Here is a 17,326-nt window from a genome sequence, read left to right on the forward strand (position 1 = left end):
CGCCGGTAAGAGGCTCTCGACAATCTCCGGCAGACGAAAGGTCACTATCTTACAATGACAAGGGAAACCCAGACAGCCGGGTGCCAAGTTCTGCGACCGTCGTGCTAATAATGCGAGGCGCTGTCAGGACAGGAGCTGCGCCACCTGTCCTTGATCTGTCAGCAGTTCAACTGCCTGTTTATCGAACGACATAAAGGTTTCGCCGCCCAACCAATTGCCCTCATATGCCATGATACCATCCGCGAAATCACCACCAGCTTCGAGAATGGCGAGTCCGGCCTCAACAGCAGGACGATTCATCACAACATTTCCAGCATCCAGCAAATCACGGATCGTCAGGGCTACATCTTCCTTCGGGAGCTTCGCTCCGCGCCGTAGTATCCAAACCAGCTCACACAGGCACGGCAAGGCTACCGCGATAAGGGAAGCCTCTTTGAGAAGATTGCTGGCGGCACGGCCTTGCTTTGCGTCGTCCTGTAAAACAGCGCGCGCGAGTATATTTGTATCAACTGAGATTTTCATTCTTCACCCGCCCAACCAGAGGCGGCAATCTCGTTCATTTCGTCAATCGTCATCGGCTTTCTGACCTTGCCCGCATGCCGACTGATGAAACTATCAATTGTGCCTTTCGGCCGCGCCGCTTTCACCCGAAGCTCACCGCCCGGCAGTTTGTCCAATTCTATCCGTTCGCCGGGCCTAATGCCGAGATGTTGCAGTAAATCCCGCTTTAGCGTGACCTGTCCTTTCATTGTAACCCCTAGTGAAGTCACGACTCTCTCCTTTTTGCTCAGTAGGTCACGTACAGTAATGCAAATTCTCATTACTTGCAAGTGGCATTGTTTAGATGGGTGCAAAGCAATCGCGAGGGCTCAAGAAGGCCTAGCGGCCTTTACGCCATCAGGAAATTCCCCACAGGGACGAATGATTGCTGCGGCAAAGATAAATGGTTGACGGTAGGCCCATCTGATCATGTACACTCGAATGCCAGGTCTTGGTCTGACCATGCCGACTCCATATCTGTCTCCCCCCGTCTGCGCTCATTGGAAGTCCATGTGACCTCGTTCGCTTGCGTCTCTTTTTTGATTGCCAGGCCGGGGCAGGCTGCTTCCGATAACCGGCGGCGACATTGGTGCGGGTCACCGCCATGCCATTTCGCTCGACGTAATCTGGTGACGAGGGACATGCGTCCAGGGTTCCTTCCATTGCAGTCCAGGCCACGTCCTTCGCGGGCTCGATGGGGCATGTCTGATCGGAGACCGGCTTCGCCTCGACCGTTATCCGCAACGGCCATCCGCAGCTTTCTTCCCCTGCGAACTGCGTTCGCATTCCTCGCGAAACAACAAAGCTGCTTCCTGCCGTCCTCCACTGCGTTTCAGCCCCTGCGGGGTGCGGTCCGATCGTCGCCGATCTTTGCGACAGCCATCGAGGCCGCGATGGGCGCGGCCCGAAACAAGCGAAAGGAACAAGACAATGGCTACCATCGGCACCTTCACCTCCACCGAAAACGGCTTTACCGGCTCGGTCCGTACCCTCGCACTAAACGTCAGGGCCCGCATTGCCCGCATTGACAACCCCTCCGACAAGGGCCCGCACTACCGCATCTATGCCGGCAATGTTGAGCTCGGTGCGGCATGGCAGAAGCGCTCCAACGAGAGCGAGCGCGACTACCTCTCGGTCAAACTGGACGACCCGAGCTTTCCCGCTCCAATCTACGCCACTCTGACTGAGGTGGACGGTGAGGCAGCCCTGCACCTCATCTGGTCCCGTCCAAACCGGGATTGAAGCCATCGGTCCAGGGGCTCTGCCAGCGAAGGCGGGGCTCCACCCGGGGTTGCCAGGAAGCACACGGGCATGTGGGCCTGGCATTCGCGCCGGACGCGAGCGATCCGGTCGCAGCGCAATCAATGCCCGGACGGAAACAGGACGGTTTTTACTAACGTCCGGAATTGCACACACGCCTCAGTCACGACTTCCACACGGTGGTAATGCTTGAGGAAATGGCTCGCGCAACCCAACCGGTTGAATGGCAGGGCAAAGCCACGCCCGGTTACTTGTCGCGGTGATCACGATAGCTGCTTTCCTTGTTTAGGCTGGGCGATTGCTCGACCCATCTGCGGATTTTCCAGGGTCGATATCATCCAACGCCTTTTCGCGCCGATCATCCCGTTCCGAAACGAACACAATAGGTTCGTCGCATCGATACTATGTTCTGTAAAAATGGCTTTTTCCGACGACCGATTTCATATCACTGCGCCGGAACCAGATCGCGCGACCGCATCGCAGCGGTGGGTTGCCCGCTGTAAACACGATCTGCTCGTCAGACCGCATTTGCATGATTTCATGCGGCAGGATCAGGCGGCGGACCGAGAGCTGTTTGGATCGCGAGCGTGATGATCCCTGCATCCCGGAGGAACGGTTTGTCTGGTCAACCTCGACCGTGGTATCGCCGCAACGCCTGGAAAGATACTCTGCTGTTTCCGGATCGTTGATCGCCGCAAACGAGATCCAGGAAGCGGACTCGAACCATTTCGAAGTCGCGTCGCGGCCGCCATAGGCCTCACGCATCTGTCCCAGTGATTGGAAGATCAAGATCAAGGTGATGCCGTATTTGCGTCCGGCATCGCGCGCGGTTTCAAGGATGCGCAGATAACCGAGGCGGGCTGCTTCATCAAGCAGGAAGAGTGCTCGGCCGGTCAACTCGCCCTTGCGGTTGTAGACCGCGTTCAAAAACGAGCCGATCACCACCCGGGCAAGCCCGGGATGCGCCTCGAGCACCTTGAGGTCCAGCGTGATGAAGATGTCTGTCTCGCCTGCGGCAATGTCATCGGTCGAAAATGCATTTCCAGATACGAGGGCGGCATAGTTCGGATAGCTGAGCCAGTGTGTCTCCTTGACTGCATTGGCATAGACGCCGCTGAATGTTTCCGGTGTCATGGCGATGAACGGAGCTACATTTTCCTTCACAAAATCCGAATCCGACTGGTCATGAATGCGCGCGAGCCGCTCCCGAAGTTTCGGTTCGGGTTCGGACAGGTTGACGCGGACCTGTCTCAGACTCTGGTCCATCACCTGCAGGTTTCCGGACAGGCAGACGTCGGCGATGAGGGCAATGAGGAGTTGCATCGCGGATGCGCGAAAGAAATCATCACGGGCGGATTCCTGCCGCGCACTGTCTGTCATCACCCAGGTCGCGACGGCAACGATATCCTCTTCTTTCGAATTGCCAAAGCGGCCAATCCAATCGAGCGCGTTGAACCCTGTTTCAGGATTTCCCGGATCAAGCACGATGACATTCCGGCCCGCCTTGCGCCGGTGCTCGACCACCATCGGCGCGACCTCGCCTGACGGATCGAGCACAACGAGACCGCCTCCCCATTTAAGTGCTGTGGGAACGGTGACGGATGTCGTCTTGAACCCTCCCGATCCCGCAAAAACCACGCCATGCGTTGAACCGAATGTGGCATCGAAACAGAGCATCGGCGCCTTGCCACCAGTCCCCCAGGTCTGCGGCGCGTCGGCCCTGAACGCAATATCTGTGACGCTGTCGCGGTCAACGCGGTAACGTTCGCCGACAACAATGCCGCCCGTTTGTGGAAACAGCTTTGCCGCCTGTTTCATGCTCATCCATTGGCTCTCGCCATGGATTGCACGCTTGCCCCTGATGCGGCGCGGCGCGGGTCTGACAAAAGCGGCATTGCCTATCAGCGCAACTCGCAACGCAAATATACCCGCAAGCAGCGTAACGCATGCGCCGATCATGATCGCCGCATCCGCATAGACGAGGACCGATTGACCCTTTGGCACATTATCGGACAGTTCGACCAGGCGGACACTTTCGCGGATCGCAGCAATGACAACCGTCAAGAAACTTGCGCCTGTAACACTCCATCCGGCAGCCTTGATGTTCGCTGCGCCATTGGCGGCAAACAAGGTGAGGGTTCCGATGACGCCAGCCGTAACGTAAGGCACGGCAAGGCCAATACGGCCGAGTATCATGCGCGCCTGATCGGATTTTCCAAATGCGGCCAGCCAATGTTCGATGCCCGCCATTGCGAACATTGACGCTATCATCAGGGATGCGGGCATTGCTGTCAGCAGCAGCCTACGCATTGTCATGGCCGAACGCCTGCGCGCCGATTGCTGTCAGGCGGTCGCGCTCTTTTTCATCGTCAGCAAGACGAATGCCAGCGTCGATCAGAAGACCAAGCAGGAGTGCGCGTTTCTCATAACGCAATCCTGCCTTCACGATCAGGCCCCCGAGTTCGATTTTCTCACGGGTGTCCTGTCTGCGAGCCTCGGATGTCGTCAACCGTTTCATCCGCTCAAGCCTCGCCAGCGCTGTTTTTAATCGCGTCAGACGCGAGCGGCAACGAACCGCTTGCAGCGCTCGATCCCGCCAGTTTTTTCCCTTCGGCCGAGCCGTTCCGGTCCGGGCGAAACCGGGCGGCGAGCTCTTCGAAGGCTCTCAGTAGTTCCGTTTCGTCAATCGCAATATCACCGATCCCTGCCTTGAGTGCGAGGCGGCCGATGCGTTCAGCCTCACGCGTCTCGGCCTGTCGCAACTGGTCCTGAAGGAGGGCGATTTCTTGCCTGATCTTCGCGGATGGTTTCTTCATTGCGGGTCTTCCTTTCAAGATTGCTGCGGAAATTCCTTTTGGGGTTACAAGCTGCTCTCGGCTTGCAAGGATTGCGCAGACAAGCGCAACGCGCATCCCCGTTTATTCTACAGTCGGCAAGGCCGGCACTTTGGTAGATCATCCCCTCCGTTCCAAAGGAGTGGTCCAAGGGCGCAGTAATACGTCGCTGTCGCGACCCTTTGCTGACATGGCCCGGTCAGCCGCTTCCGGACGAACATGATGTCTGTTTTGTCGTCGGAGAAGGTTTGCCTTGGCTATCACCCATTTCACACCCCAGCTGATCGGACGCAGTTCCGGCCGCAGCGCTCTACTGTCGGCCGCCTATCGTCACTGTGCGAAGATGACCTATGAGAGAGAGGCGCGGACGGTCGATTATTCCAACAAGCGCCATCTTGCCCATGAGGAGTTTCTGCTGCCACCCGGTGCGCCTGATTGGGCAAGAGCGCTGGTTGCTGATCGTTCGGTTGCCGCAGCGGCAGAAGCCTTCTGGAACCGGGTCGAAGCTTTCGAGAAGCGCGAGGATGCCCAGTTCGCCAAGGAGTTCATCATCGCGCTGCCGGTGGAGTTGTCGAAGGACGATAACATTGCACTGATGCGCCAGTTCGTGTTCGAACAGGTCCTGTCTCGCGGGCAGATTGCCGACTGGGTCTATCATGACGATCCCGGCAATCCGCACGTTCACCTGATGACGACGCTCAGACCTTTGACCAAGGACGGTTTCGGCGCCAAGAAGATTGCCGTCATCGGTGAGGATGGCCAGCCCGTACGCACAAAACAGGGAAAGATCCGGTACCGGCTTTGGGCCGGTGAAAAGGAGGAGTTCCTGCAGCAGCGAAGTCGCTGGCTTGATCTTCAAAACGAGCATCTGGCGCTGCGTGGTTTCGAATTGCGTGTCGACGGGCGCTCTTATGCCGAACGGGGCATTGAGCTTGTTCCGACCACTCATATCGGCGTTGCGGCCAAGGCAATCCAGCGCAAGGCGCAAACACAGGGATGGCAGCCATCGCTGGAAAGGATCGACCTTCACAATGCATCAAGAAAAGAAAACGCCGCCCGGATCATGCAGCGACCACAGATCGTTGTTGATCTCCTTTCCGATGAAAAGAGCGTCTTTGACGAGCGCGACATTGCAAAGGTCCTGCACCGCTATATTGACGATCCGGTCACCTTCCGCAACGTCATGGCGGCCATTCTTGACAGCACAGAATTGCTCCGCATCGACCGCGATGCCATCGACATTGCCACCGGCGCGCGGATCGCTGCCCGCTATACGACGCGCCAGCTGATCCGGCTGGAAGCGGCAATGGCAAAGCGTGCGATGTGGCTGAGCGAACAAGACAGCCAAGGTGTGCAGGCACAGGATCTTCAAGCGGTCTTGGCGCGCCATCATCGCCTTTCGTCCGAGCAGAGAACGGCGATCGAACATGTCACCGGCGGTGCGCGGATTGCCGCTGTGGTTGGCCGTGCCGGTGCCGGCAAGACCACGATGATGAAAGCTGCCCGCGAAGCCTGGGAAGCCGCCGGTTACCGCGTCGTTGGCGGAGCGCTCGCCGGCAAGGCGGCCGAGGGGCTGGAGAAAGAAGCCGGTATAAAAAGCCGGACTTTGGCGTCATGGCAATTGCGCTGGCGCGAGGGTCGCGGCGCGCTTGATGAACGAAGCGTCTTCGTGCTTGACGAGGCTGGCATGGTGGCATCGAGACAAATGGCCCTCTTTCTTGAAGCGGTGGTCAGGTCCGGCGCCAAACTTGTGCTCGTCGGCGATCCTGAACAGCTCCAGCCGATTGAAGCCGGTGCATCGTTCAGGGCGATCGCCAACCGCATTGGTTACGCGGAGCTCGAGACCATTTATCGGCAACATGAAGACTGGATGCGTACGGCCTCGCTCGCTCTTGCCCGAGGCCGTGTCGCGGAAGCTGTCCATACCTACGAGGGCAAGGGGCGCCTCATCGGCGAAAGTCTGAAAGAGGGTGCCGTGGCGCGGCTCATTGCCGACTGGAATGAAGACTATGATCCGGAAAAGACCACTTTGATCCTCGCCCATCTTCGCCGTGACGTGCGCCAGCTGAACGAGCTCGCCCGCGACAAGCTCGTCGAGCGCAGGATTGTTGGAAAAGGACACGCCTTTGCGACCGGGGAGGGTGTCCGCCACTTCGATATTGGTGACCAGATCGTGTTCCTGAAAAATGACAGCGGGCTCGGTGTCAAGAACGGCATGATCGGCCGTGTCGTTGAGGCGGCACCCGGCCGCATCGTTGCCGGGATCGGAAAGGGGAATGAGCGACGGCAGGTCACGATCGAGCAGCGTCACTACACCATGGTCGACCATGGTTACGCGACGACAATTCACAAGTCTCAAGGGTTGACCGTCGACCGCGTCAAGATACTCGCCTCTCTCTCCCTTGACCGTCACCTCACCTATGTTGCCATGACCCGCCACCGCGAGGATATGGCACTTTATTACGGCACGCTTTCCTTTGCAAAAGCCGGCGGTCTGGTCCCGCTCCTTTCGCGCCGTGCGGGCAAGGAGACGACGCTCGACTACGAACGCCATGAGCTCTACCGGCAGGCGCTGCGCTTTGCCGACAATCGCGGCCTGCAGATTGTCCGTGTTGCCCGCACCTTGCTTCGTGATCACCTCGAATGGACGCTGCGCCAGACACGCAAGGTTGCCGAGCTTGCCCGGCGTCTGCGCAGTGTCGGCGAAAAACTCGGCCTTGTTGAAATCAGCAATACCCCTGCCAGAAAGGAGATCAGGCCCATGCTCGCCGGCATTCCCTTCAATCCTTCTGCCCTGGAGGAAACAGTCGAGCATAGGCTTCTCGCCGATCCCGCCGTCAGGAAACAATGGGACGATGTGTCCGACCGTTTCCGCTATGTCTTTGCCGATCCCGAAACCGCTTTCCGAGCAATGGACTTTCATGCGGTTCTGACCGACGACAAGGTTGCAAGTCAGATGCTCGAGCGCCTTGTCGCTGCTCCCGCCTCCATCGGGCGGCTTGCCGGCAAGACCGGCCTGTTTGCCTCAAGCCTGGACAAACAGGCGCGGCGCGTCGCCGAAGCCAATGTGCCGGCGCTCAAGCGCAGCATTGAAAAATACCTTGATCTCCGTCAGGCGGCGCAGGAGCGGATAGGCAAGCAAGAACAGGCGCTGCGCCAACGCCAATCGATCGACATTCCGGCACTCTCGCCGGCGGCGCACCTTGTGCTCGAACGGCTTGGCGACGCTATCGACCGCAATGATCTGCCGACAGCCTTCGGCCATGCGATCAGCAACCCCGCGATCAAGGCGGAGATCGACATCTTCGGCAAGGCCGTGGCGGAACGGTTCGGCGAGCAAACCCTGTTGATGATTGCAGCGCGCCATGCCTCAGGCAGCCTCTTCGACAAGGCCGCAGAGGGGCTTGCTCCGGCAGAACGCGAGAAGCTTGTAAAAGCATGGCCGCTCATGCGCACCGCCCGCCAGCTTGCCGCCCATGAGCGCACCGCAGAAACGCTGAAAATGATCGAAAGCCTTCGTCAAGCCCAACAGCAGCAGGTGTTGAAGCAATGAGACGGGCGAGCGCCATCGTTACCCTCACCGGCACCGCCCTCGGCTTCCTGGCGGCGGTCGGCATCGCCTGGTTTTGTGAATTTCGGTTCAACCTGACCCCCAGCGAGCCACTCGGATTGTGGCGTATCATCCTGTTGAACCGGCCGGCTAGGAACGGCGACCTGGTCTTCGTTTGCCCGCCTGAGAGCGCATTGTTCCACAAGGCGCTCGAGCGCGGCTATCTCAGGCGCGGACTTTGCCGCGGAGGCCACGCGCCACTGATCAAGAGTGTGGTCGCAACATCGGGCCAGCATATCAAGATCGACACGCACGTTACTGTTGATGGCACTCCTGTGACCAGTTCGGCCGTGCGAAAAAGCGATGGCAATGGCCGTCCGGTCAGTCCCTTTTCAGGCGGTGTCGTTCCACCCGGGTTCATCTTCCTCCACTCACCCTTTGCGAGCTCCTATGATTCACGATATTTTGGGCCGGTTCCGGTCAGTGGCGTGCTTGGTCTTGCTCGGCCGGTCCTTGTCTATAATCCCTGATCGGCAGCACGGCCCCATCCTTGTTACGATGTCAATCACCATCGGAACGGGCGGCTGGAGCGGCTATGTGCTTGCGCTTCCGGCAGTCCTCCTCTTTCCGGCGCTTTGGGCGCATGCGCGATCGCGCTGGATCGCAGCCCTCGTGTCGGCGGGATATTTTCTGGCAGCCACCCGGGGCCTGCCGCAGGGTGTTGCCAATTTCTATGCCACTGATCTGTGGCCTGGATTTCTGCTCTGGATCGGAGCCTCGCTGTCTTTTGTTGCCGTGCATGCTGCACTGTGGACCAGGCATCCAGGAAGAGGAAGGGCGGTGCGGTATTTGATAGCGGCCACGTTGATGGCCGTACCACCCTTGGGGATTGCCGGCTGGGCTCATCCGGTAACTGCCGCGGGCATGGTGTTGCCAGGCTGGGGGTGGTGGGGCCTGGCGATCACTACAGCTGGCCTCGCCATCATGACAACGCGGTGGTGGCCGCACGCCGCTCTTGTATTCGCAGGGTTTTGGCTCTGGTCCGCTGCGACGTGGACACCGGCAGATCAAGCCGCAGGCTGGAAGGGGATTGATCTGCGAGAGGGCAAATCGCTCGGCCGCGATATCGCGCTTGGCCAGCACCGGGAGCTGATCGCATTGGTTCACGTCGCAGCAGGTCATGGCGCTCGCGTTGTCGTGTTGCCTGAGAGCGCACTCGGCTTTTGGACTCCGACCGTCCAAAGACTCTGGCAGGACGGGCTGCGCGGGTCAAAAATCACAGTGTTGGCAGGTGCCGCGGTCGTCGACAAGGCAGGCTACGACAATGTTCTGGTCGCGGTTTCGGATAATGAGGCAGAGATTGTGTACCGCGAACGCATGCCGGTACCGGTTTCAATGTGGCAGCCATGGCTTGGCTGGATGGGGCGGCCCGGCGGCGCCCGCGCTCACTTCTTTGCCAATCCGGTCGCGCAGTTCCAGAACAGGAAAATAGCGCCTCTCGTCTGCTACGAGCAGCTCATCGTCTGGCCCATCATACAGTCGATGCTGCACGTGCCCGACCTTATTGTGGCAACCGGAAATGTCTGGTGGACCTCTGGCACCTCAATCGCTGCCATCCAGCGAACCAGTGCAAGTGCCTGGGCGCGGCTGTTCGCCATTCCCATCGTCGCCGCATTCAACATGTAGAAGGAGGAATTATCGCAATGCTCGACGCAGCCCTTATTCAGCAATGTGCTGATCCGTCGCTTGAAACCTCGCTCGTCCAGCATTTTGTCGCGCGGGCGGGCTCTTCCGATCCGCTTGCCGTGACCGTCCGCTCCGGAAACCGCGTCATTCTCGTTGAAAAACCCGCCACTCCTGATGAGGCAGTGGAACTGATCCGCCGGAACGTTGCCCGCAATATTGTGCGCGTCGGAATTACCCAATATCCGGCGGGTCTTGGCATCGTTGAGGCTGCCCAGATCAAACCCGACCTGGTCGACAGCTGTGCGAATATCCGCATGGGGACGGCTTTGTTTGCCAAGGTCTATCGCATCGTCCTGAAATGGTACGGCGCTCCGGCGAACGAAGCGTTTGAGGATGCCATCATCGCATGGCAGACCGGCTATTTCGAAGGGAATGCGGTTTTTAGAGCGGCCGATCCGGGCGGCAAGGGGCCTGTCCTGCCGGTACAAGAACAGACGGCTGCGGCACCGGAAAAGGATGAAAATGAGCGGCCGCAGCATGAGGCCCGCCCGGGCACAGGGGCCGAAGGCGACCCGAACAGGGCGGCATTGCGCGTCGATCTCTCCGCAATTGGTGGCATCAAATGATGTGCATCCGGTCAGGTTCCGGCGCACCGCGTTTCGTCAACAAGAAATATCTCATCGCCTGCGCCGGATCCTCGACTGGATGGAAACCTGCAATTTCAGTGCACTGTAGAGGAGCATGATGGAAAATCACCAACCGTCGCCGTTGCCATGGTCGTTGGCTGTGTTGCAAAAAGTGGGCAGCAAAAGGGATATGGATCTAGCCCTTGCCAAAATAAGGGACCGTTTCCGGTTTGCTCACCTGACCTTCCTCGTGGTCCGCTCCGCAAACCGGACAGACAGCTACCCCTTCTGTTCCACGACCTATCCAGAGGAATGGACCTCCCTTTATCTGCGCAACAACTATTTCGAGATCGATCCGGTGATCGAGCTCAGCCGCACAGGTTTTCTCATGCTCGATTGGTCAAAGCTTGACCGGCGCTCCTCGGGGGTGAGGGACTTTTTTGCTCAGGCCAATGCATTCAATATCGGAAGGCATGGTGCTACCCTCCCGATCAGAGGACCGGGCGGCGAACGCTCTCTCTTTTCCGCCACATCCAACCTGCCGAGGCTCGAATGGCGGCAATTGGGTATCGCGAGCAATCACAACATCCAGATTCTGTCCCACTACCTGCACGAGAAAGTGCTTTCCCTGACGGAGCTGCGGGAAAGCAGCAACTACCGGACGCTCTCCAGACGCGAGCAGGAGTGTCTTCAACTTCTGGCGCAAGGTCTCGTCCCCAAACGCATTGCTCCCAGATTGCATATTTCGGAAAGTGCCGTGCGCCTTTATCTTGGTTCCGCCAGACGCAAACTCAATGCCGCGACGATCTATCAGGCTATCGGAAGGGCAAGCTTTCTTGAGCTAATCCGGACCTGACCGCCTCTGCATGTGGTCTCTCCCGAATGCCTCCGGCGTGTTTTTTCCAACTGCAATCCGCTCGTCAATCTGTCGAAATCAACAGGTTGCGCTGACGCTTCTCATCCATCAGTTCTACCCGATCACGGATAGCCGCAGGAACCCCTGTAGCGGGCCGGTTTCCAAAGCCTGGACTGGAGCGGCACCTGTCGTTTGGCATGATAGCGAGGATTACGCCATGGTGGACACAAGGACGATAGATGTCTGGCGGAGGGCTCCGCGCATCAATTCGTTTGCCGCCTTCTTTGAAAGAACCGCAAGCGGACTGGACGGGGCTCCGGACCTGGGCAAGCCGGAGCCTGCGATGGACCTGCTTTCGTTCGATCTCGACTGCATGTTATTCTGGGACACGCATCGGCGTTTGTGGGGGCATTTCGACAGCCATTATTTTGCAAGCATTCCCTTTCGCCTGGAAGAGGAATGCCGCCTGGGCGCGGCGATCCTCTTGTTTGGCCAGACGGTATGGGCGCGAAGTGGCCGGCCGGCCACGATCTATACTCTGGGGGCAGGCGCCGGCACACTTGCAAGGGCATTGGCAAAGCTCGGGGACGGGCGTCTGAAAACGCTCAACTGCAGTCCAACAACGGGAAACCGGGTCTGTTTTTTTGCGCAAAGAGGCAGCGACGATGCTCACTTTTACCATGGACCATTCTTCCAATTGGACGATGAACGTTACGAGACAGATCAAACGCTTGAACCGTTCAGGGACGGATATGATGTGTTGCTGGAAGATACGACCTTTCAGATGTATGGCCCGGACCGGGACAACCAGACAGCTTTCATAGCGCCTAGGGTAAAGCCGGGCGGCGTCCTGGTGCAGGTGCAGAAACTGAACCAACCTAACCTTCAGGTCTATCTTGAGCGGGAACGTCAGAAAGACAGGGAGTTCAAGTCGAGGTTTTTTTCTACGGAGCAGATAACGGAAAAGAAGCGCGCTGTTCTGGATACGATGAAAGATCTCCAGGTTGATCTCGAGCGAACACAATCGGCACTTCAACAGCATTTCCGCTACGCCGTCGTCACGTGGAACAGTGGAAATTTCTACACCATCGTCTCCTCCAATTGCCTGGGATCGGTCCGTGATTTCGTCACATCAATGGTAAAGCCGGCGCTGCCGTCAGAGTTTTGCTACGAACAATTGCCGCGCATTTTCGTAAATGATGAAAATGATCCGTTACCCTCGGACTGGACATGGCGCGCACCCTGGCCGATCGGCGGTGAAATGTGAACGGCAGTTTCTCAAGCAAAGGTAGATGGAAATGAGCAGAGAGCTGCGAGATTCGGGTTTCGATAACGCTGTAGAGGAGGTCAGAAGAGCATTGTCTTTTCTTCTGCCCGATCTTGACGGGTTCTGGAGGCGTTCGCTCAAGGATTATGCCTGTGCAGTTTATGACAAAGGTGCCCGCGGCCAATGTCAAGTTCGCGACGAGGCAATGATCAGGCTGCAAAAGTTTGTCGCGCGCATCGCGACAAGGTCAGGAGCCAGTCTAGCCGATGCAGAGCGCGCAAGTGGGCAAATTGCGGCTTTGCCGATCATACAAAGCGGTCCTCACTGTCATTTGCTGATCGAGACGGATGCCTTCTATACGCACCTGTTCAGCGCACTCGGCCTGGTGGCCCACCATTGCTCATGGCATATCTGCTACAGTTCTTCGACGGTGAAGTTCGTAGAAAAATCCAAAAAGGGCCCCGGATGGCTTTCGCTCGGCAGCGAGGCGGTAAATATTTTCGGTCTGTCGCGAAGCCGGATGGATCCTTTCAGTATTTGCGGCTTCAACGGGCGCTATCGATTTACCCTGTCCGGGCAAAAGGGTGAGCCAGCAAATGCTGCTGTCGCTAAGCTTAAAGTTATTTTGCCGGACCGAGACTTTCCGTCAGCAGCCGAGGCGATCAAAGCTGCCAATCAGATTCTGTGGCGCAGATCATTTCCTGCGTCCCTCGGATTGTTGCAATTCGACGATATCGACGTTGCGGACCTCGTGGCGGAACATTTTGAGGATAAAGCATCCTGGCTGTCGGCCAGTTTTGCCGGCGCCGGTCTCTTCGCGAAAAACATACTAGGCGTGTCAAGGCAGCTCAATGTAGGACCATGGGCGGGATGGGTGCGTCAAACAACGGATTTTTTCTGGGGCCTGGAGGGCGGCAGGATATATCCCCTGCGTTTGAACGACGGATTCCTCTCGGGCGGATCCGATACGAGCTTGAAGATAAGGTTTGAACCCGAAAGCATTGCAATCTCATTGCGCCAACGCAAACTGGTGCCCAATCTCCTGGTGACGTTTCTGGTGACGTCCATTCTTCCCGGGGTTCGTGTCCTCGGGGGCTGCCGGCAGGTCATATATTATCCCCTCATGCGCTATCTTGTTGCCACCGCACTCGCGGCTTCAGATGATCGCGATCTGCTTGACGCAATGCGTGCTGACGAGCGTCCGGGCATGTGGGGACACCGCGTCTTGAGGCCACAGGACGGCTGCCCCTTTCTGGAGATCGAGGAAAGCGGCGATGCGTTGGAGGTGGCTGCAAGATATGGCGGCAGACCGCTTGAAGGGGCCTGCGGTAACCTTGCCAGTTTTACCGATGATCCCCTTTGGGCAGAATTGTCCACGCATATCCGCCGGCGTGCAATTCATCCTGCTTCCCCGGAGTGGCAATGGGCATAGTTCTCATGGGTTCCGGCGCGAATGCGACTGGAGGACTCTCGAACACCGTCGCTGACCCGTACCGAAAGGAACCTTCATTTATGGGAGTTGTCCATGGATACAACGGAAATATTGATCAGACGGATTTTCCCTGATGAGATCGAGGTCTTCCGGCGCATCCGCCTCGAAGCCCTTCGTTCCGAACCGGCTTCATTTGCAAGCCGCTTCGAGGATTGGGTCGCACTTTCCCATGAAGAATGGCGTCAACGACTGCATGATCCCGTCTTTGTCGTTTTCAACGCGGACGAACCTGTCGGTATCATGGGTTTATTGCGCCAGCGCCCTGCAAAAATGGCTCATCGCGCCACGCTCGTCATGGTGTATGTGCGGGCAAGTTTCCGCGGTACAGATTTGGCCGTATCGCTTCTGGACGTGGTCATCGATTTTGCAAAAGGAGAGGGGATCTGCCAGCTTGAACTCGCAGTCAGCGCAGAAAATTCCGCGGCGTTGCGCTTCTACAATCGCTACGGATTTATTGAGGTTGGCCGGATTCCCGGCGGGCTGCTGGATCGTGACAGGGAAGTTGATGAGGTCCTTATGGTGCGGCGGTTGAGAGCTGTACAGCCGTGCAACGCTGAGACAGTTTGAAGTGTGTGGTTATCGTGAACGCTGCTGCAGTACTCCCTCGCGTTGCAGATTTAGTGGAGCTGGCAAGCACTGGTGGAAGCACAATCAGTTCGAAATGGCTTGGAGACGGTGTCCGAAGGTCGGGCGGGTAACATGGCAGGATGATATCGGTGCTGAAGGGATAACGGTAGGCGGCTTACAAGCCTCGGAACCGGAATTGTCCTCGAGGAGCGTCAATCGCGATCCGGTACTGTTTGCCCGATGGTACTTCCAGCGTGGTCGATCCCTCCAGTAATGCGGCAGCCAACACTTGGGGCTCGCCGTCAAGATCGCCTTTCGGGAGTGTCTGACCGTTGATGACCTCGAACTGCAACGTCGCGTGAACTTCGTGCCTCGCACCGTCTGCCAAAATTAAAATGTAAGGCATTCCAGGTTTTCCTTTAGGTGGACCCGAGACGCTCTGTTGCAGAAGTCTATCGGGACCGCGTCGAGTGCCCCCGGCAAGAGCGAAACCGGTTCAGCACCAAGGCTGGGCAATTAAGTTCGTCACAAATGACGCTCGAAAGGCGTGGCTAAGCACCATAGGTCACAACGCGCAGGATTGAATTTAGCTACACCGTACCCCAAGCGAGGCCTGATCCCTATGGGACACTTCGGAGTGGCGGCATCAGGCCTCTAGCCGACTTACGATCAGCATTACCAACAATAGCACTTTTCAAAGTTGACCACTACTAACACGATAGCCCGGTGCATGTTCAACCGAACAATGCCGGCCCAGAGCAATCGACACCGCAGCCATAATTACGATGGCCAGAAGATAGGGCCACGTTCGACTGAGATAAGGTTTGTCTTCCGGATCCATGTTCTGTGATCTCTGGGCTGACCATTTCTGCATCACTACATCTGATTCAGCAATAATCAAATTGTTCCTATTCAACTCAGGACATCACCATGAAAACCAATCGGCGGGCGGGAGGCTATTGCTGCGCGTGAAGAAAATGTACTGACCGCATACGTGGCAGTCTGACCATAGGTGTGGGCCATACTTCAGCCGCAGGCCGCCGATCGTCAAGGCGAGTATGAAAATAACCGCTGCCGAGTCCGATGCGTACTTTTCCGCGAACTGGCAATTTTCGAATCCTTTGTGCTAAACGCCGTCAAGCTCGGTATGAACCAGAATGAGCTTGACGTTCTGGTATCGCTTGCCTTCAACATTGGCAGCGGGACATTCTCAAATTTCCACATTGATAAAAAGCTCAATGCGGGAGATCGTGTCGCGCAGCCGATCAGTCCCTTGTCTGGTGCGAGGCAGGCGGGAAGTCCTCAATGGGCTCGTCACCCGCCGAGCAGCGGATCGCAAGCTGTTCCTCACGCTGGGTAGCCGACAAGCCGCCAGCAACTCCGGAGCCTGAAGCACATGCCTCGCTGCGGGTGGCGCTTGTCGCGATCTTCAACGCTGTTTTCAACAAAGCATAATCATGGACATCGCTCTTTTATTCCGATCAGTGAGCGGAAATTATGCAACAGTCGATGCGGGAGGCTAATATAATACATCCATCAAAGAAGGCGATCCCTTGCAGGTATTGCAGAACGCCGACAGGGATGGCAAATGGTTTGAAGTAGCGGTCATATCAGGCTCTGAGGCGGCCTTTACTGTGAAACTTGCAGATAATATTCAAGAGGTGGTGCCTTGGAATTCAGGACATAATCAGGAATCTGGAGGAGTGCGAGACGAAACATTTCCGTATACGCAGGCCAATGATGGATTAACCTATGCACGATCAAACGTGAAAGAAGTCAACAAGGTCGTAACGAAATTGCTGGCTTTTTCTTTCACAAGTGTTTCCGTCCATTGATCGGATCCCCGAAGCATCAAGCCGCTGTAGATGCTGTCCACCGCAGCTTCTTCAATACGTTTGATATGGGATTTGAAGACGGCTTCATCGCCGGTTTTGTAGATATCACGCACGACCATCCGCAAAATCTCCTGCATGGCAATTTGCCAAGCCGTGTTGATCGCCTGCAATTCATTCGCTGGATCTGGCATCGAAAGCTCCGTTGGGCTTAACTGTTTCTGGAATTGCCAGAAGCCTCTTGGCCCCGTTATAAATGCTTTGAAAATAAAAAAGGCCAGACACATGCCTGACCTTCCCATTTAGTTTGCTTTCAACAGTGCCGGTACATCCGTGGTCAAAGGAAAGCAGGTACCAATTTTTAGATCGCCTGTAGATTGCAAGCTGACATTTTGCCGGACTTGTTGTCGCGTTCAAGGTCATATCCGACCTTCTGGCCCTCAACGATCTCACGCAGACCTGCGCGTTCGACAGCGGAAATATGGACAAACGCGTCCGTGCCCCCATTGTCTGGTTGGATGAAGCCGAAGCCTTTAGTGGAATTAAACCATTTAACTGTGCCAGTGGTCATAACGAACCCTTTCATAGCAATTATAGATACCGCAATGCAAAAAAGCACTGTGGATGATGATTTCGATTTTGAAGGGGAAGTTCGTCCAGGGCACGTTGCCATCGTGCAATAACAAAAGTCTGACAAGCAATATCGACAATAGACAAATACGCCCAGAGTCTGGCAATGTCAAATTAACTTTCTCTTCTATCCTCAACTTGAAAAGCTGTGGCTTGCGACCGCTCGCATAACCGAACCCGGTAGCC

The 17,326-nt window shown here is 56.9% G+C and carries 20 protein-coding genes; 11 read left to right on the plus strand and 9 right to left on the minus strand.

Features of this window, described 5'->3' with window-relative positions; all coding sequences use genetic code 11:
• Window positions 1-123: 123 nt before the first annotated feature.
• From V9K95_RS14835 to V9K95_RS14845, 3 genes are all read right to left on the minus strand, one after another.
• Window positions 124-522 carry a type II toxin-antitoxin system VapC family toxin gene (locus V9K95_RS14835; RefSeq protein ID WP_336441217.1) on the minus strand — a complete coding sequence of 133 codons (399 nt, stop codon included), beginning with the start codon at window positions 520-522 and terminating at the stop codon, window positions 124-126.
• Window positions 519-770, minus strand: a complete 252-nt coding sequence (locus tag V9K95_RS14840; RefSeq protein WP_307277940.1) for an AbrB/MazE/SpoVT family DNA-binding domain-containing protein — start codon at window positions 768-770, stop codon at window positions 519-521. The genes V9K95_RS14835 and V9K95_RS14840 overlap by 4 nt, the downstream gene beginning before the upstream one ends.
• A 504-nt stretch (window positions 771-1,274) precedes the next feature.
• Window positions 1,275-1,481, minus strand: a complete 207-nt coding sequence (locus tag V9K95_RS14845) for a hypothetical protein (RefSeq protein ID WP_336441216.1) — start codon at window positions 1,479-1,481, stop codon at window positions 1,275-1,277.
• Between V9K95_RS14845 and V9K95_RS14850 the strand changes: the two genes are divergently transcribed.
• Window positions 1,471-1,782, plus strand: coding sequence for a DUF736 domain-containing protein (locus V9K95_RS14850; protein ID WP_307277941.1), 312 nt, complete (start codon window positions 1,471-1,473; stop codon window positions 1,780-1,782). The genes V9K95_RS14845 and V9K95_RS14850 overlap by 11 nt on opposite strands.
• 420 nt (window positions 1,783-2,202) lie before the next feature.
• Here V9K95_RS14850 and traG read toward each other — a convergent pair whose 3' ends face one another.
• From traG to traC, 3 genes are read right to left on the minus strand one after another with little or no spacing between them, the layout of a single operon-like run.
• Window positions 2,203-4,116 (minus strand): Ti-type conjugative transfer system protein TraG, encoded by a 1,914-nt coding sequence (gene traG / locus V9K95_RS14855; protein WP_336441215.1) that lies wholly within the window; start codon window positions 4,114-4,116, stop codon window positions 2,203-2,205.
• Window positions 4,103-4,318, minus strand: a complete 216-nt coding sequence (traD, locus tag V9K95_RS14860) for a type IV conjugative transfer system coupling protein TraD (RefSeq protein ID WP_336441214.1) — start codon at window positions 4,316-4,318, stop codon at window positions 4,103-4,105. Before traD ends, traG begins: the two co-directional genes overlap by 14 nt.
• Window positions 4,319-4,322: 4 nt before the next feature.
• Window positions 4,323-4,616, minus strand: a complete 294-nt coding sequence (traC, locus tag V9K95_RS14865) for a conjugal transfer protein TraC (protein ID WP_336441213.1) — start codon at window positions 4,614-4,616, stop codon at window positions 4,323-4,325.
• A 271-nt stretch (window positions 4,617-4,887) separates the two neighbouring features.
• Here traC and traA point away from each other — a divergent pair, with 271 nt between their 5' ends.
• From traA to V9K95_RS14905, 8 genes are all read left to right on the plus strand, one after another.
• Window positions 4,888-8,187, plus strand: a complete 3,300-nt coding sequence (gene traA / locus V9K95_RS14870) for a Ti-type conjugative transfer relaxase TraA (protein WP_336441212.1) — start codon at window positions 4,888-4,890, stop codon at window positions 8,185-8,187.
• Entirely contained in the window at window positions 8,184-8,714 is a 531-nt protein-coding gene (gene traF, locus V9K95_RS14875) for a conjugative transfer signal peptidase TraF (RefSeq protein ID WP_336441211.1), read from the plus strand. Before traA ends, traF begins: the two co-directional genes overlap by 4 nt.
• Window positions 8,715-8,742: 28 nt before the next feature.
• Entirely contained in the window at window positions 8,743-9,870 is a 1,128-nt protein-coding gene (locus V9K95_RS14880) for a conjugal transfer protein TraB (RefSeq protein ID WP_336441210.1), read from the plus strand.
• 17 nt (window positions 9,871-9,887) lie between these two features.
• The gene (locus V9K95_RS14885) at window positions 9,888-10,496 is read left to right on the plus strand and encodes a TraH family protein (protein WP_336441209.1); all 609 of its coding nucleotides are present in this window, start codon (window positions 9,888-9,890) and stop codon (window positions 10,494-10,496) included.
• A gap of 190 nt (window positions 10,497-10,686) precedes the next feature.
• Window positions 10,687-11,352, plus strand: a complete 666-nt coding sequence (locus tag V9K95_RS14890) for a helix-turn-helix transcriptional regulator (RefSeq protein ID WP_336441208.1) — start codon at window positions 10,687-10,689, stop codon at window positions 11,350-11,352.
• A 217-nt stretch (window positions 11,353-11,569) separates the two neighbouring features.
• Entirely contained in the window at window positions 11,570-12,619 is a 1,050-nt protein-coding gene (locus tag V9K95_RS14895; protein WP_336441207.1) for a class I SAM-dependent methyltransferase, read from the plus strand.
• A gap of 31 nt (window positions 12,620-12,650) precedes the next feature.
• The gene (locus V9K95_RS14900; RefSeq protein ID WP_336441320.1) at window positions 12,651-14,051 is read left to right on the plus strand and encodes a hypothetical protein; all 1,401 of its coding nucleotides are present in this window, start codon (window positions 12,651-12,653) and stop codon (window positions 14,049-14,051) included.
• A 93-nt stretch (window positions 14,052-14,144) separates the two neighbouring features.
• On the plus strand, window positions 14,145-14,678 hold the full coding sequence (locus V9K95_RS14905) for a GNAT family N-acetyltransferase (protein WP_336441206.1): 534 nt from the start codon (window positions 14,145-14,147) through the stop codon (window positions 14,676-14,678).
• A 175-nt stretch (window positions 14,679-14,853) separates the two neighbouring features.
• Here the strand turns inward: V9K95_RS14905 and V9K95_RS14910 are convergent, their stop codons facing one another.
• Entirely contained in the window at window positions 14,854-15,084 is a 231-nt protein-coding gene (locus V9K95_RS14910) for a hypothetical protein (RefSeq protein ID WP_336441205.1), read from the minus strand.
• Window positions 15,085-15,690: 606 nt separating this feature from the next.
• Between V9K95_RS14910 and V9K95_RS23720 the strand changes: the two genes are divergently transcribed.
• The gene (locus tag V9K95_RS23720; protein WP_442958563.1) at window positions 15,691-16,038 is read left to right on the plus strand and encodes a glycoside hydrolase family protein; all 348 of its coding nucleotides are present in this window, start codon (window positions 15,691-15,693) and stop codon (window positions 16,036-16,038) included.
• The gene (locus V9K95_RS14915; RefSeq protein WP_336441204.1) at window positions 15,984-16,133 is read left to right on the plus strand and encodes a hypothetical protein; all 150 of its coding nucleotides are present in this window, start codon (window positions 15,984-15,986) and stop codon (window positions 16,131-16,133) included. Before V9K95_RS23720 ends, V9K95_RS14915 begins: the two co-directional genes overlap by 55 nt.
• A 295-nt stretch (window positions 16,134-16,428) precedes the next feature.
• On the opposite strand, the gene V9K95_RS14920 is transcribed toward V9K95_RS14915, so the two are convergent.
• Together V9K95_RS14920 and V9K95_RS14925 are read right to left on the minus strand one after the other, a co-directional pair.
• Window positions 16,429-16,704 (minus strand): hypothetical protein, encoded by a 276-nt coding sequence (locus V9K95_RS14920; protein ID WP_307277970.1) that lies wholly within the window; start codon window positions 16,702-16,704, stop codon window positions 16,429-16,431.
• A 167-nt stretch (window positions 16,705-16,871) separates the two neighbouring features.
• Window positions 16,872-17,081, minus strand: coding sequence for a cold-shock protein (locus tag V9K95_RS14925; RefSeq protein WP_307277973.1), 210 nt, complete (start codon window positions 17,079-17,081; stop codon window positions 16,872-16,874).
• Between the last annotated feature and the right edge of the window lie 245 nt (window positions 17,082-17,326).

The sequence above is a fragment of the Phyllobacterium sp. CCNWLW183 genome (genome assembly GCF_037203775.1).
GTDB classification, from domain to species: Bacteria; Pseudomonadota; Alphaproteobacteria; order Rhizobiales; family Rhizobiaceae; genus Phyllobacterium; species Phyllobacterium ifriqiyense.